The 23378-nt window shown below is 64.7% G+C and carries 21 protein-coding genes and 1 tRNA gene; 14 read left to right on the forward strand and 8 right to left on the reverse strand.

Translation table 11 applies throughout. The features are described 5' to 3' along the window. Nucleotides 1-5: 5 nt before the first annotated feature. The 8 genes from miaA (at nt 6) to ABD923_RS18025 (ending at nt 9829) form a co-directional block, all read left to right on the forward strand. Complete coding sequence (gene miaA, locus ABD923_RS17990) at nt 6-878, forward strand: tRNA (adenosine(37)-N6)-dimethylallyltransferase MiaA (RefSeq protein ID WP_259554119.1); 873 nt, start codon at nt 6-8, stop codon at nt 876-878. A gap of 53 nt (nt 879-931) precedes the next feature. After that, entirely contained in the window at nt 932-1738 is an 807-nt protein-coding gene (locus ABD923_RS17995) for an AraC family transcriptional regulator (RefSeq protein ID WP_259554118.1), read from the forward strand. Between the two features lie 265 nt (nt 1739-2003). After that, a complete protein-coding gene (locus tag ABD923_RS18000; RefSeq protein ID WP_259554117.1) occupies nt 2004-3647 on the forward strand; it encodes an ABC transporter substrate-binding protein in 1644 nt (547 codons plus the stop codon). Between the two features lie 156 nt (nt 3648-3803). Then, a complete protein-coding gene (locus ABD923_RS18005; RefSeq protein WP_259554116.1) occupies nt 3804-4889 on the forward strand; it encodes an ABC transporter permease in 1086 nt (361 codons plus the stop codon). Between the two features lie 12 nt (nt 4890-4901). Continuing rightward, nucleotides 4902-6326, forward strand: coding sequence for an ABC transporter permease (locus tag ABD923_RS18010; protein WP_259554115.1), 1425 nt, complete (start codon nt 4902-4904; stop codon nt 6324-6326). Nucleotides 6327-6331: 5 nt separating this feature from the next. Further along, nucleotides 6332-8446 (forward strand): dipeptide ABC transporter ATP-binding protein, encoded by a 2115-nt coding sequence (locus ABD923_RS18015; protein ID WP_259554114.1) that lies wholly within the window; start codon nt 6332-6334, stop codon nt 8444-8446. Nucleotides 8447-8571: 125 nt separating this feature from the next. Continuing rightward, on the forward strand, nt 8572-9492 hold the full coding sequence (locus ABD923_RS18020; protein ID WP_259554113.1) for an MBL fold metallo-hydrolase: 921 nt from the start codon (nt 8572-8574) through the stop codon (nt 9490-9492). Between the two features lie 124 nt (nt 9493-9616). Beyond that, on the forward strand, nt 9617-9829 hold the full coding sequence (locus tag ABD923_RS18025; RefSeq protein ID WP_259554112.1) for a DUF6732 family protein: 213 nt from the start codon (nt 9617-9619) through the stop codon (nt 9827-9829). Nucleotides 9830-10131: 302 nt separating this feature from the next. Here the strand turns inward: ABD923_RS18025 and ABD923_RS18030 are convergent, their stop codons facing one another. The 6 genes from ABD923_RS18030 to pdxH form a co-directional block, all read right to left on the reverse strand. Then, nucleotides 10132-10398, reverse strand: coding sequence for a DUF2188 domain-containing protein (locus tag ABD923_RS18030; RefSeq protein ID WP_345229567.1), 267 nt, complete (start codon nt 10396-10398; stop codon nt 10132-10134). Between the two features lie 178 nt (nt 10399-10576). Then, nucleotides 10577-14251: a vitamin B12-dependent ribonucleotide reductase gene (locus ABD923_RS18035; protein ID WP_259554110.1), complete on the reverse strand. Its 3675-nt coding sequence runs from the start codon at nt 14249-14251 to the stop codon at nt 10577-10579. 576 nt (nt 14252-14827) lie between these two features. Beyond that, nucleotides 14828-14904, reverse strand: a tRNA-Pro gene (locus ABD923_RS18040). Between the two features lie 51 nt (nt 14905-14955). Beyond that, nucleotides 14956-15441, reverse strand: a complete 486-nt coding sequence (locus tag ABD923_RS18045) for a DUF192 domain-containing protein (protein WP_345229562.1) — start codon at nt 15439-15441, stop codon at nt 14956-14958. Then, nucleotides 15438-15953: a cold-shock protein gene (locus ABD923_RS18050; RefSeq protein WP_259554243.1), complete on the reverse strand. Its 516-nt coding sequence runs from the start codon at nt 15951-15953 to the stop codon at nt 15438-15440. The genes ABD923_RS18045 and ABD923_RS18050 overlap by 4 nt, the downstream gene beginning before the upstream one ends. A 169-nt stretch (nt 15954-16122) precedes the next feature. Next, entirely contained in the window at nt 16123-16743 is a 621-nt protein-coding gene (pdxH, locus tag ABD923_RS18055) for a pyridoxamine 5'-phosphate oxidase (protein WP_259554108.1), read from the reverse strand. Nucleotides 16744-16893: 150 nt separating this feature from the next. On the opposite strand from pdxH, the gene fabI reads away from it, so the two are divergent. The 3 genes from fabI (at nt 16894) to ABD923_RS18070 (ending at nt 18917) form a co-directional block, all read left to right on the forward strand. Continuing rightward, nucleotides 16894-17712 carry an enoyl-ACP reductase FabI gene (gene fabI, locus ABD923_RS18060; protein WP_310796449.1) on the forward strand — a complete coding sequence of 273 codons (819 nt, stop codon included), beginning with the start codon at nt 16894-16896 and terminating at the stop codon, nt 17710-17712. A gap of 3 nt (nt 17713-17715) precedes the next feature. Further along, entirely contained in the window at nt 17716-18237 is a 522-nt protein-coding gene (gene gpt / locus ABD923_RS18065) for a xanthine phosphoribosyltransferase (RefSeq protein ID WP_259554106.1), read from the forward strand. 98 nt (nt 18238-18335) lie between these two features. After that, the gene (locus tag ABD923_RS18070; protein ID WP_345229563.1) at nt 18336-18917 is read left to right on the forward strand and encodes a hypothetical protein; all 582 of its coding nucleotides are present in this window, start codon (nt 18336-18338) and stop codon (nt 18915-18917) included. 9 nt (nt 18918-18926) lie between these two features. On the opposite strand, the gene aroB is transcribed toward ABD923_RS18070, so the two are convergent. Together aroB and ABD923_RS18080 are read right to left on the reverse strand one after the other, a co-directional pair. Next, entirely contained in the window at nt 18927-20045 is a 1119-nt protein-coding gene (gene aroB, locus ABD923_RS18075; protein WP_259554103.1) for a 3-dehydroquinate synthase, read from the reverse strand. After that, nucleotides 20042-20641: a shikimate kinase gene (locus tag ABD923_RS18080; RefSeq protein ID WP_345229564.1), complete on the reverse strand. Its 600-nt coding sequence runs from the start codon at nt 20639-20641 to the stop codon at nt 20042-20044. The genes aroB and ABD923_RS18080 overlap by 4 nt, the downstream gene beginning before the upstream one ends. Nucleotides 20642-20733: 92 nt before the next feature. On the opposite strand from ABD923_RS18080, the gene ABD923_RS18085 reads away from it, so the two are divergent. From ABD923_RS18085 to ABD923_RS18095, 3 genes are read left to right on the forward strand one after another with little or no spacing between them, the layout of a single operon-like run. Beyond that, nucleotides 20734-20868 (forward strand): hypothetical protein, encoded by a 135-nt coding sequence (locus ABD923_RS18085; RefSeq protein WP_259554099.1) that lies wholly within the window; start codon nt 20734-20736, stop codon nt 20866-20868. Between the two features lie 25 nt (nt 20869-20893). Continuing rightward, nucleotides 20894-22405 carry a hypothetical protein gene (locus ABD923_RS18090; RefSeq protein WP_259554098.1) on the forward strand — a complete coding sequence of 504 codons (1512 nt, stop codon included), beginning with the start codon at nt 20894-20896 and terminating at the stop codon, nt 22403-22405. A 3-nt stretch (nt 22406-22408) separates the two neighbouring features. Beyond that, on the forward strand, nt 22409-23359 hold the full coding sequence (locus ABD923_RS18095) for a site-specific tyrosine recombinase XerD (RefSeq protein ID WP_259554097.1): 951 nt from the start codon (nt 22409-22411) through the stop codon (nt 23357-23359). Nucleotides 23360-23378 lie beyond the last annotated feature (19 nt).

The following is a 23378-nucleotide window of genomic DNA, read 5'->3' on the forward strand; positions in this document are numbered from 1 at the left end:
CCACCTTGACCACGCTTGACAGCACCCCCTCCGACCAGCCGGTCCTGATCGCCGGGCCGACGGCCTCGGGCAAATCGGCCCTGGCCCACCGGATCGTCTCCGAGGGCGGCGGGGTGATCGTGAATGCCGATGCGTTGCAGGTCTATGACGGCTGGCGGGTGTTGACCGCGCGCCCGTCGGTCGAGGAGGAAGCCGCCCTGCCCCACGCGCTTTACGGTCACGTGCCGTTCGAGGCGGAGTATTCCGTGGGGGCGTGGCTGCGCGATCTCAAACCGATCCTCGACGGCCCGCAGCGGCCCGTCATCGTGGGGGGGACCGGCCTCTATTTCCGGGCCTTGACCGAGGGGCTGGCCGAGATTCCCCCGGTTCCGCAGGCGGTCCGCGCCGAGGCCGATGCGATGGATGCGCAGTCCCTCCTGTCGGAGCTGGATCGCGTGGACCCGGTGCTGGCGGGGCGCATCGACCGGGCCAACCGCGCGCGGGTGCAGCGCGGCTGGGAGGTGTGGCGCGCGACCGGCAAGCCCTTGAGCGCGTGGCAGGACGAAACCGACCCGCCGCTTCTTCCGCGCGCGCAGGCCCGGGCCTTGCTGCTCGACGCCGACCGCGACTGGCTGGCCGACCGGATTGCGCACCGCTTCGACCAGATGCTGGCGCAGGGTGCCCTTGAGGAGGCCCGCGCCAATCTCGATCGCTGGGACAGGGCGGGCGGCGCGCGCAAAGCCATCGGCGCGCCCGAGTTGATCGCGCATTTGCAGGGGCGGATGACACTGGACGAGGCGCGCGAGGCCGCCATCATCGCCAGCCGCCAATATGCCAAGCGCCAGCGCACGTGGTTCCGGGCCCGGATGGGCGATTGGGAAAAGATCCGCCTGCCATGACAAGGGCTTGCTTCCCGGCTTGCCATCGCCGCGCAGAAGCGTAGCGTTAGCGCATGTTCGAACATTCCCGCCGCCCTCTCGTCCATTCCGTCCTGTCGCTGGGAAAGCTGCGGATGCAGGGCGCGTGGAAGCTGGAGCTGCTGCATTCCAGCCCGCGTCACCGGCTTTACTGGATCACGCGCGGGCAAGGCCGGATCACCGTGAACGGGATCACGCGCGGCTATGGTCCGAATACGGCGGTGTTCGTGCCCGCGCGCTGCCAGCTGGCGTTGGAACTCCCCTCACAGACGCAGGGGCTGGAGCTGTGCCTGCCACCCGATGAAAGCCTTGGCGTGCCGAACGATCCGCTGCACTTGCGCGTCTCGAACATCGAGGCGCAGGGCAACCTCACCAGCCATCTCGAAAAGATCGAACGCGAGCTTGCGGCGCAGGCCCCGGCCATGGACCGTGCCCTGACGGCCTATTCGCTGCTGGTGTCGGTCTGGATCGCGCGTGAATTGACCCGGCAGGAAGGCAGCGTCCTGCGCGAGAAAAGCCACCGCCTGGTGGAACTCTTCGCCGAACGGATGGAGGCGCAGTTTCGCACCGGCAAGGGCGTTGCGGATTACGCGGCGCAATTGCAGGTGACCCCCACGCATCTGTCGCGCGTCTGTCGCGAAGCATCGGGGCGCCCGGCCCATGCGCTTCTGGTCGAACGGATCATGTCCGAGGCCCGGCGCCTGCTGATCGACACCGACATGCCCGCCCGCGAAATCGCCGAGCATCTGGGCTTTTCCTCGGCGGCCTATTTCACGCGGGCGTTTTCGCAGGCCACCGGGCAAACGCCGTCCGAGTTTCGCACCCCGGCCCGCCGCGCGTAAGCCGCGCATCGACCGTTTCCGACCAGAGAATTGAGTTGCTTCGGTGGTCAATGTCGTTTTTCTTCGATATTGATGTCGCAATTGGACAATTTCAGGTCGCGACTTACCGTTGACGCAACGGTCAGTCCACGCACCAATGGAGCAGAGGATCGGAGGTTCTGCCTGACAGTCGGGATGCAGCACGAACAGCGCCGCGGACCACAGCCACAACACCCGAGCCACCGATAAAAAAGAACACGCAATACGTCACAGGGAGACGACATACATGACGGACACACAGCACCGCGGCCTCGCGACCCATCCGGTCGCCGAGATGTACGCCCAGGAATACAAGGACGGCAAACTCAGCCGCCGCGAATTCCTCGTGCGCTCGACCGCGCTCGGCGTCAGCGCCGCCGCGGCCTATTCGCTGATCGGCGCAACGCCGGTTGCCGCAGAGGCGCATCGCGCGACGCCGCCGATGGGTGGTACGCTGCGCATCCAGATGGAAGTGCGCGCCCTGAAGGACCCGCGCACCTATGACTGGTCGCAGATGGGCAATGTCAGCCGCGGCCTTCTCGAATACCTGATCGAGTACAATGCCGACGGCTCGTTCGGCGGCGTCCTTCTCGACAGCTGGGAAGCCAACGAGGATGCAACCGTTTACACGCTGCGCCTGCGCGAAGGCGTGAAGTGGAACAACGGCGACGACTTCACCGCCGAGGACGTGGCGGCGAATTTCATCGGCTGGTGCGACTCGACCGTCGAGGGCAACTCCATGGCGGCCCGGATGGGCGGTCTGGTCGATCCCGACACGGGCGTCGCCCGCGAAGGCGCGATCGAGGTTGTCGATCCGCTGACCGTGCGCATCACCTACCCCGCGCCTGACATCACCCTCGTGCCCGGCATCGCCGACTACCCGTCTGCCGTGCAGCATCGCGACCTGATCGGGACGAACCCGCTGGATCATGGCGTGGGCACCGGCGCCTATCGCATCACCGATTACGAGGTCGGCGTTCAGGCCCGGCTCGAGAAGAACCCGGATCACGAATACTGGGGGAATGCTTATCTCGACGAGGTGATCTTCATCGACCTGGGCCAGGACCCGGCGGCCTGGTTTGCCGGTGCCGAAGCCGACGAATTCGACATGACCTATGAAACGGTTGGCGAATTCATCGATCTCTTCTCGGCCATCGGCTGGACGCAGTCGGAAGTGACGACGGCGGCCACCGTGGTCATCCGTCCGAACCAGAACTCGGAGCCCTATGACAACCAGATGGTGCGCAAGGCGATCCAGATGGCGGTCGACCCGCAGGTCTGTCTCGACCTCGGCATCAATGGCCAGGGCACCCTCGGCGAGCATCACCATGTCTGCCCGATCCACCCGGAATACGCGGAACTGCCGCCGCTGACCGTGGACCCGGATGCAGCCTACGCGATGCTCGAGGAATCCGGCCACGCCGACCACGTGTTCGAGATCGTGTCGATCGACGACGATTATCGCCGCAACACGACCGACGCCGTGGCGGCACAGCTGCGCGACGCGGGCTTCAACGTGGAACGGACCGTCATCCCCGGCTCGACCTTCTGGAACGACTGGACGACCTATCCGTTCAGCTCGACGAACTGGAACCACCGCGAACTGGGCGTGATCATCTACAACCTCGCCTATCGTTCTGGCGTGGCGTGGAACGAGTTCGGCTATGCGAACCCGGAATTCGACGCGCTTCTGGACCAGGCCAACGGCATCCTCGACGCCGAGGCCCGCAGCGAGGTGATGGCGCAGCTGGAAAGCATCCTGCAAGAGGACGCCGTCACGTTGCAGCCCTATTGGCGGTCGCTCTTCCGGCACCACAAGCCAGAGGTCATCAACGCCGACATGCATCCGAAATTCGAGATCAACGTCCACTACATGGGCATCGAAGCCTGATCTCGACCTGACCATCGGGGCGGTCCTGCCGGGCCGCCCCTTTCCCGCCAGTCCCGGCGGGACCCGATCCAGATCAACAGGACCCTCGCCAAGAAGAGGTCCGACCATCGGGACCGCGGCCCGGAGGCCGCGACACCCGGACAGACAGGGATACACATGGGACTTTTCATTCTCCGCCGTTTCGGCGTGATGATCCTGACGGCGCTCTGCCTCACCTTCGTGGTGTTCTTCCTCACGAACCTCTACCCGAACCTCGAAAAGCTTGCGAAAACGCAAGGCAACGCGCGGATGACCGATGCCGAGGTCGCCAGCTGGCTGGACCGCAACGGCTATGGCGGCCCGCTGATCGTGCGCTACGGCGAATGGCTGGGCGTGGTGCCGGGCTGGACGCGCGAAGGCCCGGACGGAGAGCTCACGGGCCGCTGCATCGACGCCGCGACCCCCGCCGAGGAGGCCCCGACCTTCTGCGGCCTTCTGCAAGGCGATCTCGGCTACTCGACCGTGTCCGATGACGAGGTGTCCAACATCATCGGCGGACGCCTCGCCCTGACGGGAGTGCTGATGTTCTGGGCCTTCGCGGTCATGGTGCCGGCCGCGCTGATCATCGGCGTTCTGGCCGGAATGAAGGAAGGCTCGCGCCTCGACCGATCGCTCTCGACCGTCTCGATCGCCTCGACCGCGACGCCGGAATACGTGTCGGGCGTGATCTTCATCGTGCTCCTCGCTTCCTCGACCGCCGGCATCTCGCCGTGGCTGTCCGAGATGGGCTGGATCGAGGGGCGCACGCTTTTCCTCGGCTCGGCCCGCTCGGCGATGGACGACGTGACGTTCTGGAACTTCACCCTGCCGGTGATGACCATCGCGCTTTACGGCATGGGCTATATCGCGCGGATGACGCGCGCCTCGATGGCCGAGGTGATGACGGCCCAGTACATCCGCACCGCGCGCCTGAAGGGCGTCAGCTTCCGCAACATCGTGCTGAAGCACGCGCTCAGGAACGCGCTGATCGCGCCCTTCACGGTCATCATGCTGCAATTCCCGTGGCTGCTGACCGGGGTCGTGATCGTCGAGACCCTGTTCAACTATAATGGCTTTGGCTGGACGCTGGTGCAGGCGGCCTCGAACAACGATATCGAGCTGCTTCTGGCCTGTTCGATCGTCGCCGTCTTCGTGGTTCTGGTGACGCAGCTGATCTCGGATATCGGCTATGTCTTCCTCAACCCGCGCATCCGCATTTCGTAAGGGAGAGTGCCCATGGACCCTCTGACATGGACTGGCGCGCTTGGCCCCATCCTGAACCCGCTGATGCTGGCCGCGCTGGCCGTGTTCCTGGTTGGCCTGATCGCCAACTTCGTCCTGACCCTCGCCGGGCAACAGGCCGGGGAAGTCCAGATCAACGCGGACCACACGCTGACCATCAACCGCACCCCCGTCGACTATGCACTGATGGCGATGAAATACGCGGTGCTGCTATTTCTCGCCTGTTGCCTCGCCTACATCATCGGCGGGTTGGTGCAGTCGGACCCGATGGATCAAGGCATCCTCGGCGCGATGGGGCGGCAATTCCTGCCGGTCTGGATTGCGTTGATCGTGCTCTTTGCCCTGTCGATCACCTTCAAGCGCAAGCTGGGCCTTTACGGCAAGCTCTTCGACAGCCTGATCGGCATGATCGGCTTCGGCCTCGTGATGTTCTGGATGTTCACCGCGATCTTCGCGGGGACGATCATCACCTTCGGCCCGATCGACGTGATCAGCCAGATGCGCAACGAGGTGCCGGGAACACCGCTGCCCAACCCGGATGACGGGGCATATCTGTATTACCTGCTGGGCGGCGACAACCTTGGCCGCGACGTGTTCAGCCGCATGGTCATGGGCGCGCGCGAAGTGCTCAAGATCGCCCCGGCGGCGACGCTGTTCGCCTTCATGGTGGGGATCACGCTTGGCCTGCCTGCGGGGTATTTCGGCGGCAAGCTGGACACGGTCCTGACCTTCATCGCCAACCTCGTGCTGGCCTTCCCGGTGATCCTGCTGTTCTACCTGCTGGTGACCCCCGAGATCGTGGATGCCGGTATCCCGACCTACATGGCCGCGGTGCTGTTCCTGTTCCCGATCATCTTCTTCGTGGTGCTGTTCAACTCGCGCTATCACATGCAGCCGACGAAAAGGTTGGCCTATATCGGCATCTCGCTGGTGATCGGGTTCTGGCTCTATTCGGGGCTGGCCTTCAACGCCGACCCGCTCGGCCTGATCTCGATGCCGGGCAACATCCTGATCGTCTTCGTCTCGGTGGTTTTCGTGAACAGCCCCACGGTGTTCCGTATCGTTCGCGGCATCGTGCTGGACATCAAGACGCGCGATTACGTGGCCGCCGGCCAGACCCGCGGCGAGGGGCCGTGGTACATCATGCTGTGGGAGATCCTGCCCAATGCCCGCGGGCCGCTGATCGTCGATTTCTGCCTGCGGATCGGCTACACGACGATCCTACTGGGAACCCTCGGGTTCTTCGGCCTCGGCGTCAGCCCGGAAAGCCCTGACTGGGGCTCGACGATCAACGAGGGCCGCCGCCTTCTGACGATCTATCCGCACCCCGCCCTTCCGCCCGCGTTTGCGCTGATGAGCCTCGTGCTCGGTCTGAACCTGCTGGCCGACGGCCTGCGCGAAGAAAGCCTGAAGGACTGACACCCATGCTGGATCAATCCCCCGACGCCGCCGCCGTTCTGCCCGACCGCTATGACGGGCCGATCCTGGAAATCGAGAACCTCTCGATCTCGTTCTTCACGCGGCTGCGCGAAATCCCCGCCGTGATGGATTTTTCCTGCAAGGTCATGCCCGGCGAGGCCATGGGCCTTGTGGGCGAGTCCGGCTGCGGCAAGTCCACGGTCGCGCTTGGCGTGATGCAGGACCTTGGCGTGAACGGCCGCATCGTCGGCGGCTCGATCAAGTTCAAGGGCCGCGACCTGAACGAGATGAGCCAGGAGGAGTTGCGCGCCATTCGCGGGTCCGAGATCGCCATGATCTACCAGGAACCGATGGCGTCCCTGAACCCGGCGATGCGCATCGGCAAGCAGCTGATGGAAGTGCCCATGATCCACGAGGGCAAATCCGAGGCCGAGGCCTACCAGATGGCCCTTGAGGTGGTGCAGGACGTGCGCCTGCCCGACCCCGAGCGGATGCTGCGCAGCTACCCGCACCAGCTGTCGGGCGGCCAGCAGCAGCGCATCGTCATCGCCATGGCGCTGATGTCGAAGCCGTCGCTGTTGATCCTTGACGAACCGACCACCGCGCTGGACGTGACGGTCGAGGCCGGGATCGTGGATCTTGTGAAGGGTCTGGGCGAGAAATACGGCACCTCGATGCTGTTCATCTCGCACAACCTGGGACTGGTTCTGGAAACCTGCGACCGTCTTTGCGTGATGTATTCCGGCGAGGCGGTCGAGACCGGCTCGATCGAGGATGTCTTCGACGAGATGCAGCACCCCTACACGCAGGCGCTGTTCCGCTCGATCCCCCTGCCCGGCGCCGACAAGAACGCACGCCCCTTGGTGGCGATCCCCGGGAACTTCCCCCTGCCCCACGAACGTCCGCCCGGCTGCAATTTCGGCCCGCGCTGCAACTACTTCGAAGAGGGGCGCTGCAACGCCGGGGATATCCCGATGGCCCGGGTGCCGGGGAACGACCGGCACAGCACGCGCTGCCTGCGGTTCCAGGACATCGACTGGAGCGCGCCACCGGACATGGGCGAAACCACCGAGAAGGCCGAGGTCGGCGATACCGTCCTCAAGGTCGAGAACCTCAAGAAATACTACGAGGTGGCCGCCAGCGCCCTGTTCAGCGGTGGCGACAAGAAGGTGGTCAAGGCCAACGAGACCATCAGCTTCGAGGCGCGCGAATCCGAGACGCTGGCCATCGTCGGCGAATCCGGCTGCGGCAAGTCCACGTTGGCCAAGGTGCTGATGGGGCTTGAAACGGCGACAGACGGGCAGGTTCTGCTCGACAACAAGAACATCGAGGGCATCGAGATCCAGAACCGAGACACGCGGACGATCTCCTCGGTGCAGATGGTGTTCCAGAACCCGTTCGACACACTGAACCCCTCCATGACGGTGGGCCGCCAGATCATGCGCGCGCTGGAGGTCTTCGGGATCGGCAAGAACGACGCCGAACGGCGCGAGAAGATGCTGGATCTGCTCGACCTCGTGAAACTGCCGCGCGCCTTTGCCGACCGGATGCCGCGCCAATTGTCGGGTGGCCAGAAACAGCGCGTCGGCATCGCCCGCGCCTTTGCCGGGGGCGCCCGGATCGTTGTGGCGGACGAGCCTGTCTCGGCGCTCGACGTGTCGGTGCAGGCCGCCGTGACCGACCTGTTGATGGAGATCCAGCGCCGCGAAAAGACCACGCTGCTGTTCATCAGCCATGACCTCTCGATCGTGCGTTATCTCAGCGACCGGGTCATGGTCATGTACCTGGGCCACGTGGTCGAGATCGGGGATACGGCGCAGGTCTTCTCGCCGCCCTACCATCCCTATACCGAGGCGCTTTTGTCGGCAGTGCCCATCGCCGACACCTCGGTCAAGAAGCAGCATATCGTGCTCGAGGGCGACATCCCCTCGGCGATGAACCCGCCCTCGGGCTGCCCCTTCCAGACGCGCTGCCGCTGGAAAGCGCAAGTGCCCGGCAATCTCTGCGAGGCCGAGGTGCCGCCGATGCGGACCATGGCCGACGGGCACCAGATCAAGTGCCATCTGGCCGAGGATCTGCTGGCCAGCATGGAGCCGGTGATCACCATCACCGACGAGTGACCCGGCAAGGTTACCGGTGACCGGCGCGCATCGGGCGCGTCGGCCACTTGTCGCCCGTGGCTTCAAACATCGCTCTTTCTGAATGTGTCATCCCGCGTTAACTTGACGCCAAAGGGAGGACCATCATGCAATTCACGAAACGCGCTTTTCTCGCCAGCGGGGCCGCTGCGGCCACCACGCTCGCCCTGCCCCGCCGGGGCTGGACCCAGACCGTGCAACAGGTCGGGACGATGGAGATCACGACGCTGAGCGACGGCAACCTGATGCTGCCGGCCGAGTTCATCTTCGGCCCGATGCCCCAGGACGAGCTGGCCGGGGTTCTGGCCCCGTTCGACATGATGCCCGACCAGGCGCTGACGCCGCCCTGCAACATCACGCTGCTGCGCCACGGCGACAATGTCGTGCTGTTCGATTGCGGCGCGGGCTTTGCCTTTCAGGACAGCGCGGGCCGGTTGGGCGATGCGTTGGCCGCCGCGGGTATCGACCCCCTGGACGTGACGCATGTCGTCGTCACCCATGGCCACCCCGATCACATCTGGGGGATGCTGGACGATTTCGACGAACCGCTGTTTTACAACGCGGAACACCTGATGGGAGAGACCGAGTTCACCTACTGGATGGACGACGCCACGGTGAACAGCATCGGCGAGGAACGCGCGAGTTTCGCAGTAGGCGCCAAGCGCAGGTTGGAGATGATGGAGGGCAACATGACCCTCTTCGCGGACGGGGCCGAGGTGCTGCCGGGCGTCACGGCACGGATGACGCCGGGCCACACGCCGGGGCATATGAGCTTCGTCATCGCCGATGGGAACGACGCGCTGATGGTCGTGGGCGATGCGATCGGCAACCACCATGTCGCCTTTGCCCGCCCGGCTTGGGAATCCGGCTCGGACCAGGACCTTGCCATGGGGGCCGAGACGCGCACGGCGCTTTTGGATCAGATCGCGGCGGACAACATGACCCTGATCGGGTTCCACCTGCCGAATGGCGGCATCGGCACGGCTGAACGGGATGGCGAAGGCTACCGTTTCGTCCCATCTGCCTAATCGCTAGGCAAAAAGCGCTTGGAACAGCGCTTTTCGACGGGTTTTCTTCAGAAAGGCGCGCGCAGGCTTTTCCTTCTGCGCGGGCTTTGCTGTGATGGGGCAAATATTCAATCGTGGAGGCCCCATGACCCGCTTCATCCCGACCCTCGCTTGCCTTGCGCTGGCGTCCCCCGCCCTGGCCCATCCCGGCCATGCCGGCGCCGCGACCCATTGGCTCGCGCTCGACCACCTCGCCATGCTCGGCACCCTCGCGGCGCTGGCCGGTGGCCTGATCTGGCGCAACCGGACCCAGGTGCGCATCCGCGCCGAGGATGAGGATCGGCAGCGAGACACCTGATCTTGCAGCGCAATTTGACGATCAAAGGGGCCATAGGGCCCCTTTTTCTTGAGCCGCTCGCAAAAGAAAAACGGGGGAGCACATGGCTCCCCCAGTTTCGCTGATCAGGCTCTGATATTTACTGCCCGAAGTGTTCTGCCTGCGGCCTGATCCGCGTCAGGGGCGAGCGCACCCGCCCCGGATAACGAGAGTTTCCGAAGGAAACTCTCGGAGTGGGATGGAGTGAAACCGAAGGTTTCACGGGTCCCACCCCGTGTCTTGGACGCGCGGGCGTGCGGCCCCTCGCGCCCGATCGGTTAACCCTAACCCTCTGGAGGATAAGGATCATCTCCATAGGTGTTCCGTTCCCGGATACGCCCATTGCGACCTTGAAGGAATGCCTCACCGCCATCTTGGCGGGCTGCTTCACGCGTGTGTTCCCAAGCTTCCCGCTGGGTATCGAAAACACGCGAAGGACGCTGACTGCCTTCCCGTTGCGATTCCCAACGACCGTCAGGACGAGGTGAGGTCCAGTGATTTGGATTCTTTGCCATTGCAAAGGTCCTTTCTTCTCCACAGGCTCGGAGCATTTCTTGGGTGCAAGCCTGTGAGTTAATCAGCACGCTATTGATCCGCTTCTTCGACCATGGTCTCCGTATTCTATCGACCCAACTGGGCCGAATATGCTTGTCCCGCAGCGTGCTAGGCTCATGCGGGATAGGCAGGGGGCCGATGCGCCAACATCGGTCCCCGCCCTTCAATCTTCTCTCAGCTACACCCGCTCGTCGCGCCGCAGGTGTTGCACTTCATGCAGGTGCCATTGCGCACCAGCGTGTAGTTTCCGCATTCGCCGCAGGCCTCGCCCTCGTAGCCCTGCATCTTGGCCTTGGTGCGGGCGTCCATGCCCACGGTCCCCGTCGTGACCGCGGTGGTCGATGCGGCCACCGCAATCGTGCCGCCGCTGCCCTTGGTTTCGGGCACCAGGGTTTCGAGCGTGGCGACCGGGTCGGCCCCGCCTTGCAGGACGGTGAATTCCGACGGCAGGCGCTTGCGCAGGTAGCCGGTCGAGCTGATCTGCTTGAGCACTTCCAGCGACTTGGTGGCCGCGCTTTCGCTCAGTTCCTGGAGGTTGGACACGCCCTCTTCCACGCCGCGGCCCAGATCGTCGAAGGTGGTCCCTTCGGGCGCCACATGGGCCAGGTCGGTGCGGTCGAGGTAGCTGACCGCCAGTTCGCGGAAGATGTAGTCGAGGATCGACGTCGCGTTCTTGATCGAGTCGTTGCCCTGCACCATCCCCGAGGGTTCGAACTTGGTGAAGGTGAAGGCATCCACGAACTCTTCCAGCGGCACGCCGTATTGCAGGCCCACCGACACGGCGATGGCGAAGTTGTTCATCATCGCGCGGAAGCCGGCGCCTTCCTTGTGCATGTCGATGAAGATCTCGCCGAGCGAGCCGTCCTCGTATTCGCCCGTCCGCAGGTAGACCTTGTGGCCGCCCACGATGGCCTTCTGCGTGTAGCCCTTGCGGCGCTCGGGCATCTTCTCGCGGTTGGAGCGGACGATTTCCTTGACGATGACCTTCTCGATCACCTTCTCGGCCAGCACCTGCGCCTTTTCCTGCGCGCTGCCGCTTTCAAGGATCTCGGCGGCCTCGTCGTCATCCTCGACCAGCGCGGCGGCCAGCGGCTGCGACAGTTTCGAGCCGTCACGGTAGAGCGCGTTGGCCTTCACCCCCAGCGACCAGCTGAGTTCGTAGGCTTTCTGGCAATCCTCGATCGTGGCGTGGTTGGCCATGTTGATCGTCTTGGAGATCGCCCCCGAGATGAAGGATTGCGCAGCCGCCATCATGCGGATGTGGGATTCGACGCTGAGGTAGCGCTTGCCCTTCTTGCCGCAGGGGTTGGCGCAGTCGAAGACCGCGTAATGCTCTTCCTTCAGGAAGGGCGCGCCTTCCAGCGTCATCGTCCCGCAGACATGGTCGTTGGCGGCTTCGACCTCCGCCTTGGAGAAGCCGAGATGACGCAGCATGTCGAAGGTGGGATCGTTCAGCTTCTCGGCCGGGATGCCGAGGGTCTGGGTGCAGAACTCTTCACCCAGCGTCCACTGGTTGAAGACGAAGCGGATGTCGAAGGCCGAGGGCAAGGCCGTCTCGATCTTCTCGATCTCGGCCTGGCCGAAGCCGTGGCCGATCAGCGCCGTGTGGTTGATGCCGGGCGCATTGCCCAGGGTGCCGTGACCCACGGCGTAGCTGATGATTTCTTCGATCTGGCTGGAGCTGTAGCCCAGCTTTTCCAGCGCGGCCGGAACCGAGCGGTTGATGATCTTGAAATAACCGCCACCGGCCAGCTTCTTGAACTTCACCAGCGCGAAGTCGGGCTCGATCCCGGTGGTATCGCAATCCATGACGAGGCCGATCGTGCCGGTGGGCGCGATCACGGTGGCCTGCGCATTGCGGTAGCCGTGCTGTTCGCCCAGGGTCAGCGCCTCGTCCCAGGCCTGCTTGGCCAGGTCGATCAGGCGCTGGTCGGGGCAATTGCCATGGTCCAGCGCCACCGGGTTCACGTTCAGATCCTCATACCCCTCGGTCTTGGCATAGGCCGCCGCGCGGTGGTTGCGGATCACCCGCAGCATGTGCTCGCGGTTGTTGGCATAGCCCGGGAAGGCCCCAAGTTCCGAGGCGATCTCGGCCGAGGTGGCGTAGGCCACGCCGGTCATGATGGCGGTCAGCGCACCGCACAGCGCCCGGCCCTCGGGGCTGTCGTAGCTGTAGCCCATATTCATCAGCAGGCCGCCGATATTGGCATAGCCAAGGCCAAGCGTGCGGTAGTCGTAGCTGAGCTGCGCGATCTCCTTGGAGGGGAACTGCGCCATCATCACGCTGATTTCCAGCGTCAGCGTCCAAAGGCGGCTTGCATGGATGTAGCTTTCCGCGTCGAACTGGCCGCCCGAGAAGAAGGTCAGCAGGTTCATCGACGCCAGGTTACAGGCCGTGTCGTCAAGGAACATGTATTCCGAGCACGGGTTCGAGCCGCGGATCTCGCCATCCGCCGGGCAGGTGTGCCAGGCGTTCACGGTGTCGTGGAACTGGATGCCAGGATCGGCACAGGCCCAGGCTGCGTGGCCCACCTTTTCCCACAGGTCGCGGGCCTTGATCGACTTGGCGACCGAGCCATCGACGCGGTTGACCAGATGCCAGTCCTCGTCATTCTCGACGGCCTTCAGGAAGGCATCGGTGACGCGGATCGAGTTGTTGGAGTTCTGGCCCGAAACCGAGCTGTAGGCCTCGCTGTCCCAATCGGTGTCGTAGGTCGGAAACTCGATCGAGGTGTAGCCCTGCTTGGCGTAGTCCAGCACGCGCTTGATGTAGGTTTCCGGCACGCTGGCCTGCTTGGCCGTGCGGATCGCCTTTTTCAGCGTGTCGTTCTTGGCCGGATCGACGGCGTCTTCGAGGCTGCCATCCCATTCGCGGATCGCGGTGAAGATGCCGTTGAGCGTTTTCTCATGCGCCTTGGAGCCTGCAACGAGGCTGGCGACCTTCTGTTCCTCGACCACCTTCCAGTCGATGAATTCCTCGATATCGGGGTGGTCGGCGTCGACGATGACCATCTTGGCCGCGCGGCGCGTGGTGCCGCCCGACTTGATCGCGCCCGCCGCGCGGTCGCCGATTTTCAGGAAGCCCATAAGGCCCGAGGACTTGCCGCCGCCCGAAAGCTTCTCGCCCTCACCGCGCAGGTGGCTGAAATTCGTGCCTGTGCCAGAACCGTACTTGAACAGGCGCGCTTCGCGGACCCACAGGTCCATGATGCCGCCCTCGTTGACCAGATCGTCCTGCACCCCTTGGATAAAGCAGGCATGCGGCTGCGGATGCTCGTAGGACGAGGTCGACTTCGTCAGCTTGCCGGTCTTGTAATCGACATAGTAGTGGCCCTGCGCCGGACCATCGATGCCGTAGGCCCAGTGCAGGCCGGTGTTGAACCATTGCGGGCTGTTGGGCGCCGCCATCTGGCGCGCCAGCATCAGCTGCATCTCGTCGAAATAGGCCGCCGCGTCATCCTCGGTGGTGAAATAGCCACCTTTCCAGCCCCAGTAGGCCCACGCACCGGCAAGCCGCCGGAAGACCTGCTTGGCGCTTGTCTCGCCGCCATAGCGCTGGTCCTCCGGCAATTCCTCCAGCGCCTTTTCGTCGGCCACATGGCGCCACAGGAAACTCGGAACGCCCTTTTCCTTCACCGGCTTCAGACGGGCGGGCACGCCAGCCTTGCGGAAGTATTTCTGCGCGATCACGTCCGAGGCCACCTGGCTCCAGCCCGCGGGCACTTCGACCTCGTCGAGGCGGAAGACGACCGTGCCATTCGGATTGCGGATCTCGGAACTCGTGGTGGTGAATTCCAGCTCGGCGTACGTATCCGCGCCGGCCCGGGTGAATCTGCGTTCAATCTTCATGGCTGCCTCTCTCGCCCTGTGTTCCCCTGTGCGGCCTGCCAGCGTCTTGGAGCGCTCTGGCCGTCATGTTCCTATCGCTCGGGCGACGCTGACGTGGCGCAAAAATCTCCCGATCCGCGCCGAAGCGCAGGCTTGTGCGCTTGTCGATGTCAGTGTCCGAGGTATTCCTCTGCCCCGCCGGCCAGCACCTATATCTTGTGGCACCCGATCCGACGAACACAAACTGACGTAGTTGGACCTAGACCGTCAACGGATTTTTCAGACTATCCACCGGATTTTTTCACTTGCCAAAACCCGGCTTTGCGAGTCCGCCCGGTTGCGCCCGATTCACAGACTGCCGCTACGTCACGCCGGAAAACTTGAATTGTGCCGTCGAAAGGCAGGGATAGGCGTTCTTGCTCAGGCATTGCCTTTGCTCGATGGCGTCCGAACCCGGGCAACACAAGAAAAGGGAGTCCGATGCTGCGATTGGTCCACGACCACACCACATGTTGCGTGCAGGTCACGGACAAGGACGCAGATCAACCAGATACAGCGCCGTCCGCAAACAAACCACAAGATGTAGGGGTGGGAGAATGGTCGGGGCGGCGAGATTCGAACTCACGACCCCCTGTACCCAAAACAGGTGCGCTACCAGACTGCGCCACGCCCCGACCGTGTGTCGCTCTTAGCGTTCCACGGGGCTGCTGCGCAAGCCCGGTCGTTCACTCGGCGTCGCACGGCCAGACCGCAAGATCCCCGGAGACGGAGGGGTGGCGCAACTCGTCCCCTTCATCGATGCCCAGTTGCCGCGCCATGCCGCCATTGATCTCCAGCACGAACTGGACGCCATCGCCGCCGGGGATCGGCGTACGGTCCAGCGGCACGGCATTCTCGTGGATGCGCGTGACCACACCCGTCTCGTCGGCAAAGATCATGTCCAGCGGAATCAACGTGTTTGCCATCCAGAACGACACGCTTTGCGGTCGCTCATAGACGAACAGCATCCCCGACATGCGCGGCATCTCGGGAACATGCATGAGGCCCTGGGAGCGTTCACGCGGGTCGTCGGCCACCGCGACGCGAAAACGGACGGTTCCGAAATCGCCGCGGATCTCGACGCGATCATCGCTGCATGCGGCGTGAGCTGAGGGCGTGGAAACAAAAGCGGCCAGCACTACGGCCATGCCCAAACGGGCCAAGTCACTCATGCGACGTAATCCCAACTCCGAATCTCGGCGGCCAATTGCCCGCGCGGGCCGTCTACCACCTTCATCGCGATGGCTTCCCCCGATTGAAGATCGGCAAATCCATAGCGGCGCAGCACCTCGATATGCACGAAAACGTCTTCAGGGTGCCCGAAGATATTGGCGAAGCCAAACCCTTTCGCCTTGTCGAACCACTTGACGCGGGCCGCCACGAAAGGCGCGTCGGCGGGCACGTCCGGCAGGTCCACGGAGGGCGCCGCCTCATCGTCGCCGATCTCCGGCGGGACGATCTCGAGTATTTCGGTGGCTTGCAGGCCACGCGGCGTGGAATGGGTGCGAACGGTTATCCCCGCGCCCTCGGCGACGGACCCCTGCCCGTAGTTCCTGAGTACGTTTGCGTGCAACAGGATATCCGGACCGCCGCTTTCGGCGACAATGAATCCAAAACCCTTGCCCACATCGAACCACTTGACGCGGCCCCGGACGATTTCGCCCTGCGAGTCCGTATCGACCATACGACACATCCCGTTTGCGACCACCGGTCGCGATTTCCTGTCCCCACCCTGATAATGTGCTTCTATTCCGTCGGGGCAACCCAATAATATGATTATTATTCAAAGGTATGAGAATTTCGCGTTCGCGGATTTGTTGAGGATGACATGAAACAGACGAGCAAAAACCGTTTCATGGATTCAGGCGCATGACCTCCCAGGAGGCGCCCGTCGCCTCGCGCCGCCACCGAAAACGGTCATGCAGGCGAAACGGGCCATCGGCCCAGAATTCGATCTCGACAGGCTGGATGCGAAAGCCGCCCCAGAACGGCGGACGCGACGGATTGGTCCCTTGCTGCGCCGTGACCTTCGCCACTTCGGCCATCAACGCCGCGCGGCCCGAAAGCGGTTGCGATTGTTTCGATGCCCAGGCCCCCAAACGGCTCTTGAGCGAGCGCGAGGCGTAGTAGGCATCGGCCTGCGCCCCGTCCTCGCGCTCGACCGCGCCGCGCACCCGGATCTGGCGGCGCAGGCTTTTCCAGTGCATCACGAAGGCGGCCTTGCCCGATGCCGAGAGTTCCTGCCCCTTGGCGCTGTCGTAATTCGTGTAGAAGACGAAGGCCCCGTCCCCGCCGCCAGGCGCCTCGATCTCTTTCAAGAGAACCATGCGCACGTTCGGCAGGCCGTCGGGATCGACCGTGGCCAAGGCGATGGCATTGGGATCGTTCACCTCGGTCTTCTCGGCCTCGGCAAGCCAATCCTGCGCCAGCCGAAACGGGTCGTCGCCGGCAAAAATGCCGCTGCGGTCGCTCATGGGGTCGTCCCTCGCCTATCCAATGCTGCGCGCAAACCTAGCCGCGTGGCCGCCGCCTGCAAGGCATAGCACGCAGGTCCGTGCAATCTTGCGGCTCTGCGACCTTTGGCCTACACCGACGCCAACACGCAACGACAGCGACAAGTGAGGGTGGCGATGGGTCTTATGGCGGGCAAACGCGGGCTGATTATGGGCCTGGCTAACGACAAGTCCATTGCATGGGGCGTGGCCAAGGCGCTGGCAGCCGAAGGGGCGGAGCTGGCCTTTTCCTATCAGGGCGAGCAGCTTCTCAAGCGGGTCAAGCCGCTGGCCAACGAACTGGGCAGCGATCTGATGATCCCCTGCGACGTGGCCGACGAGGACAGCCTCGACGCGCTCTTCGACACGTTGAAAGAGACCTGGGGCAGCCTCGACTTCGTAGTTCATGCCATCGGCTTCTCGGACAAGTCCGAACTGCGTGGCCGTTACGTGGAAACGAGCCCCGCGAATTTCGCCATGACCATGAACATCTCGGTCTATTCCTTCACCGCCGTCTGCCAGCGCGCGGAAAAGATGATGCCGAATGGCGGCAGCCTGCTGACGCTGACCTATTACGGCGCGGAAAAGGTCATGCCGCATTACAACGTCATGGGTGTCGCCAAGGCCGCGCTGGAAGCGTCGGTGATGTACCTGGCCGAGGATCTGGGCCGCGACGGCATCCGCGTCAACGCGATCAGCGCCGGCACGATCAAGACACTGGCCGCCTCGGGCATCGGCGATTTCCGCTACATCCTGAAATGGAACGAGAACAACTCCCCGCTGCGCCGCACCGTCACGCAGGACGAGGTGGGCAAATCGGCCCTCTACCTGCTGTCGGACCTGTCGAGTGCCGTGACGGGCGAAACCCACCATGTCGACGCCGGCTATAACGTCATCGGCATGAAGAACCCCGAGGCGCCGGACATGAGCCTCGAACGCAAGGAGGGGTAAGCCATGGTCACGCCGCTGCCGCATGAAAAAGGGTTTCACGTGTCCTGGGACCAGTTGCACCGCGACAGCCGCGCGTTGGCATGGCGCCTCGACAAGCACGGGCCCGACGAGGGCGGCGCATGGCGCGCCGTGGTGGCCATCACGCGCGGTGGCATGGCGCCCGCGATGATCGTCGCGCGCGAGCTGGACATCCGCACCGTCGACACGATCAGCGTGAAATCCTACCACTCGGGCGGCGGCAAGGCCGACCAGCGCCGCGAGGCCGAGGTGCTAAAAGGCCCCGATGCCGAGATGATGGGCGATGGCGAAGGTGTGCTGATCGTGGACGACCTTGTCGACACGGGCAAGACGCTGGAACTGGTCCGACAGCTTTACCCCAAGGCGCATTTCGCGACCGTCTACGCCAAGCCCAAGGGCGAGCCGATGGTGGACACGTTCATCACGGGCGTCAGCCAGGACACCTGGATCTTCTTCCCGTGGGACATGGCCCTGCAATACGTGGAGCCCTATCGCGGCAAGGAGTGACGGAGGAATCCCTCCATCGACGCAGATCGTGTATACTGCAACGATCAGGTACCGGATCATTCCGGATCCGATCGTTCCGACACGGGAGGGCCGCTGCCATGCCGACCATCGATTCCACGGACCGCGATTTTCACGACTACCTCACCGGCGCCAACACGGGCGTTGCGTATAACGGCATGTCCGCCGCGGGGGCGGCGACATATACATCGCCAACCTCCGCGCCGCTGTCCACTGTGCGCCCCGGATCCCCGGCACCCGGCGGGATGCGGAATATCTCCCTTCCCGACATCGATGCGCCGATCTGGCTGCGCATCGTCACCGGCGCGATCTTCGTCGAGGCGGTCGAAGCCGTGACATTCGCCACGGGTGAGGCGCTGAAACACCGCCTGACGCTCTGGCTTGCCATCATCTGCGGGGTCGCCGCGCTGATCTACGGGTTGGCAGTCGGCGTTCCCCTGATCGTGCAACAGACCCTGCCCTATGCAGAGGCGTCTTTTGCGGCCATCGGCTTTGCGCTGCCCTACGGCGCGCTCATCGCGCTTTTCGTTGCGGGCACCGTTCTCGGGACCTTGATGGCGGGTGTCCTGACGCTGGCGCTGAACCTGCTGCGGCTGGCCCTCGTTCTGGGCGTGGTCGCGGCGATCGGCTACGGGGCCTATTACATGCTGGTGCTTGCCTGAGGCGGGCGATCACCGGCTGCGCAACGCATCCACCAGAACGCCCCGCACCACATCGCGCGGCACATCTGCCGTGACGAAGGCCTCGCCGATGCCGCGCGCAAGGATGAAGCGCAGTTTTCCATCCACAACCTTCTTGTCCTGGGCCATCAGGTCCAACAGGCCATCCGCATCCGGTAATTCCCCCGGAATATCAGACAGATCGCGCTTGGTGTTCATGTCGGCCAGATGCGCCCGGACGCGGCTGGGGTCTTCCTGACTGCACAGGTTCATCCTCGCCGACAACTCAAAGGCGAGTGCACAGCCGATGGCAACCCCCTCGCCATGCAAGAGCCGGTCGGAATAGCCGGTGGCGGCCTCCAGCGCGTGACAGAAGGTATGCCCGAGATTGAGGAGCGCGCGGTCGCCCTGCTCGGTTTCGTCCCGCTCGACGATATCGGCTTTCATCTGGACCGAGCGACGCACGGCCTCGGCCCGCAGGGCCATGTCGCCCGCGGCCAGCGCGGGGCCGTTCCGCTCCAACCAGCCGAAGAACTCCGCATCTCCCAGCAGGCCGTATTTCTGCACCTCGCCGTACCCGGCGAGGAAATCGCGTTCGGTCAACGTCCCCAGCACACCGATATCGGCCAGAACGAGGCTTGGCTGATGGAACGCCCCGACGAGGTTCTTGCCATGCTCGGTATTGATGCCGGTCTTGCCGCCGACCGAGCTGTCGACCTGCGCGAGCAGGCTGGTGGGGATCTGCACGAAGCGCACGCCGCGGCGCAGGATCGCGGCGGCAAACCCCACGAGATCGCCGATCACGCCACCGCCGAAGGCCACCACGATATCGCGCCGCTCGACCCGCTCGGACAGCAGCCATTCCACCACCCGGATCAGGTGCGGCCAGCTTTTCGTCGCCTCGCCCGGCGGCAGAATAAGCGCCTCGGCCTCGACGCCCGCTGCGGCCAATCCGGCACGCAGCGCGTCCAGATGCAGGCCCGCCACGGTGTCTTCGCTGACCACCCAGACCTTCGGGCGCTTGAGCAGCGGGGCGATCTCTGCCCCCGCACGGTCGACAAGACCCGGACCGATCCGCACCTCGTAGCTGCGCGCGCCCAAGGGGACCTGCACGATATCCACACCGCTCATCCTGCATCCTCCGTCCGTGCCACGGCACCGTTCTCGATCAAGACATCCATCACGGCATCGGCCGTCTGGTCGATGGACCAACCCGGCTGCACCTTCAGGCGCAAGGGCGCCAGCGCATAGACCGGTTGCCGCGCGTTGAAAATCTCGGTCAGCGTCGCCTTTGGATCCTCGGTGCGCAACAGCGGCCGTGTCGTCTTGTGGCGCACCCTGTTCCACAGCAACTCCAGGTCGGCGTCGAGCCAAAGGACGGCGGCCTTTCCGGTCAGGATCTGGCGGTTACGCTCGGCCAGCCAGGCCCCGCCACCCGTGGACAGGATGCAGGACGGCCCATCCAGCAGGCGCTCGATCACCTGCGTTTCCTTCTCGCGAAAGAAGGCCTCTCCGTAGCGCTCGAATATCTCGGCGATGGTCAGTTGCGCGGCATCCACGATCTCGGCATCCGAATCCTTAAGCTCCGCCCCCAGCCGCGTGGCCAGGGCGCGCCCGATCGCCGTTTTGCCTGCGCCCATCATGCCGATCAGCACGACGGTGCGGCGCAGCGCCAACCCCCTATCCGGCACGGTTTCGCCCATCCCCGAAAAATCTTTTCCCTTCACTGGCGTAATTCCGCCCGCCATGGCTTATAGTGAAAAGAAAGCGGCGGCAAACGCCGATGACCACGACCAAGGGCAGAAGGCAGAAGGACCGCATGGGCCGTCTTATCCGATTGATCCTGATCCTGATCCTGTTGGGGGTGATCGCCCTCGTGGGCTATGCCTATTCGGGCTACTTGCAGCCCGAACAGCGCAGTGTGACGCAACCGGTCGATCTGGATGTGGATTGACCCCACCCTCCGCAGGCTTCCCCGGATGATTGCGCTGGCCGTGGCGCTGTGCAGCCCCGCGCTTGCACAAGAGCCGCCCCTGCCCGCGACCGAGGTGCCGGAGGTCGCGCCGCCCGATTGGCTTTCGGACACGGTGACCCGGCCCCACGCCAATATCGCGGCCAGTGCGAGCCGACCCGGCTTCACGATCGAGCCGCTCGATGCCGTGCGCCTCGATGCGGTGGGCCTGCTGCCGCCCTCCATCACCGGCCTGCCCGCGGACCTCTGGGGGGCCTCTGACACGGAGACGCTGGCCCGCCTGTTCCGCGCCCAACCCAACCAGGGTTTGCCCGCCAGCCTTGCCTTCACCGAGATGCTGGCACTGGCCGAGTTGGATGCACCGGCGGACGAGACGGGCGACGGGGCTGACCTGTTCCTCGCGCGGCTCGACATGCTGCTGGACCGGGGCGCCCTCGACCCCGCGCTGTCGCTGATGGAGCGTGCGGGCCCGACCGATCCACAGGTCTTTCGCCGTTTTTTCGATGTCAGCCTGCTGACCGACCGGGCGGACCGGGCCTGCGCCGCGATGACGGCGAATCCCGATATCGCGCCAACGTTCCAGGCCCATATCTTCTGCCTTGCGCGGACCGGCGATTGGTCGGCGGCGGCGCTGTCGCTCGACACCGGGGCGGCGCTCGGGCGTATTTCGGATGCCGAGTATGACGTGATCGCCCGGTTCCTCGACCCGGAACTGTTCGAGGGCGAGGACGTGCTGCCCGCGGACATGAACCTGACGCCGCTGGCCTTCCAGATGCGCATGGCGGTCGGCGACCGACCGGACCTGACCGGCCTGCCCCTCGCCTTCACCCATGCCGATCTCAGCCCCCTTGCGGGCTGGCGCGGGCAGATCGCGGCGGCGGAGCGGCTGACCCGTTCGGGCGCGATCGAACCGCAGCAATGGTTCGCCATCTACACGCAGCGGGTGCCCGCGGCCTCCGGCGGGGCGTGGGACAGGGTTGCCGCCATCCAGGCGCTCGATGCCGCGATCCTTGCCCGCGACGCGACCGAGGTGGGTCGCCGCCTGCCACCCGCTTGGGTCGCGATGCAGGAGGCCAGCCTTGAAGTCGCCTTCGCCGATATTTTCGCCGAGCGTCTGCTTGCCCTGCCCCTGATCGGCGAGGCTGGCTTGCTGGCCCGCCGGGTGGGCCTGCTTTCGCCGCGCTACGAGCTTGTGGCGCAGGGCACCGTCGCGCAAACGCCCGAGGAGCGGTTCGCGTTCGACATCGCCCGCGGCCTGCCGACCGAACCGCCCGAGGATGCCGACATGCAGACCCAGGCCATCGCCGCCGCCTTCGCCGATCCGCGTCCGCCGCATGGCTACCGGTGGTTCCTGCAAAACGACCGGCTGGGCGAGGCCCTGTTGCGGGCGTCCATCGTGCTGGGCGGTCCTGCACAGGATGGCGACGACCTGACCGAGGCGCTGACCCTTTTCCGCGAGGTCGGGCTTGAAGGGGTCGCGCGCCGGGCGGCGCTGCAACTCTTGCTGACGGACCGCTGAGCGATGGCGGCCGCCCCCGCCACGGACAGCGATTGGATTGCGCTATTCCTCGACGCGCAGGCGGCGGAACTGGGCGCCGCGCGCAACACGCAACTGGCCTATGGCCGCGACCTGAAGGATGCGATGGCGTGGCTCGCGCGCCGGGGCAGCGGGTTCGGTGCCGCCGACCGCGCGAAGATCGAGGCCTATATCGCCGATCTCGAGGCGCAGGGACTGGCCCGCGCCACCCGCGCCCGGCGGCTGTCTTCGCTTCGGCAACTCTATCGCTTTGCCCACGAGGAAGGCTGGCGCGCGGATAATCCCACGCTCCAGATCACCGGCCCAGCGCGGCAAAAGAAACTGCCTGACACGCTCAGCATCGAGGAGGTGGACGCGCTGCTGTCCGCGGCGCGCAGCCACGGGCGCAGCGAAAGCGACCGGCTGCGCAACACCTGCCTGATGGAACTGCTCTATGCCACGGGGATGCGTGTCAGCGAATTGGTCACCCTGCCCGTCGCCGCCGTTCGGGGCGATCCGCAGATGGTGCTGGTCAAGGGCAAGGGCGGGAAGGAGCGCATGGTCCCCCTCTCGCCACCCGCGCGCGCGGCGATCACCGCATGGCTTGCCCAGCGCGACGCGGCCGAGGATCTTGCCCGGACCGAACATGGCGCGCCGCCCTCGCCCTTCCTGTTCCCGTCGCGTGGGAAGGCCGGGCATCTGACCCGGATGCGGTTCTTCACCCTTGTGAAGGAGTTGAGCACCGCCGCCGGGATCGACCCCTCTCGTGTCACCCCGCATGTCCTGCGCCACGCTTTCGCGACACATCTGCTGCAGAACGGCGCGGACCTGCGCGCGATCCAGACGCTTCTCGGCCATGCCGATATCGCCACGACCGAGATCTACACCCATATTCTCGACGAACGGCTGCGGCGCCTGGTGCTGGATCATCACCCGCTTGCGGGCGGCAGCGGCTAAGCAAGCGCCACCGAAACAT

Source organism: [Roseibacterium] beibuensis, from assembly GCF_039542305.1.
Lineage (GTDB): Bacteria > Pseudomonadota > Alphaproteobacteria > Rhodobacterales > Rhodobacteraceae > Roseibacterium > Roseibacterium beibuensis.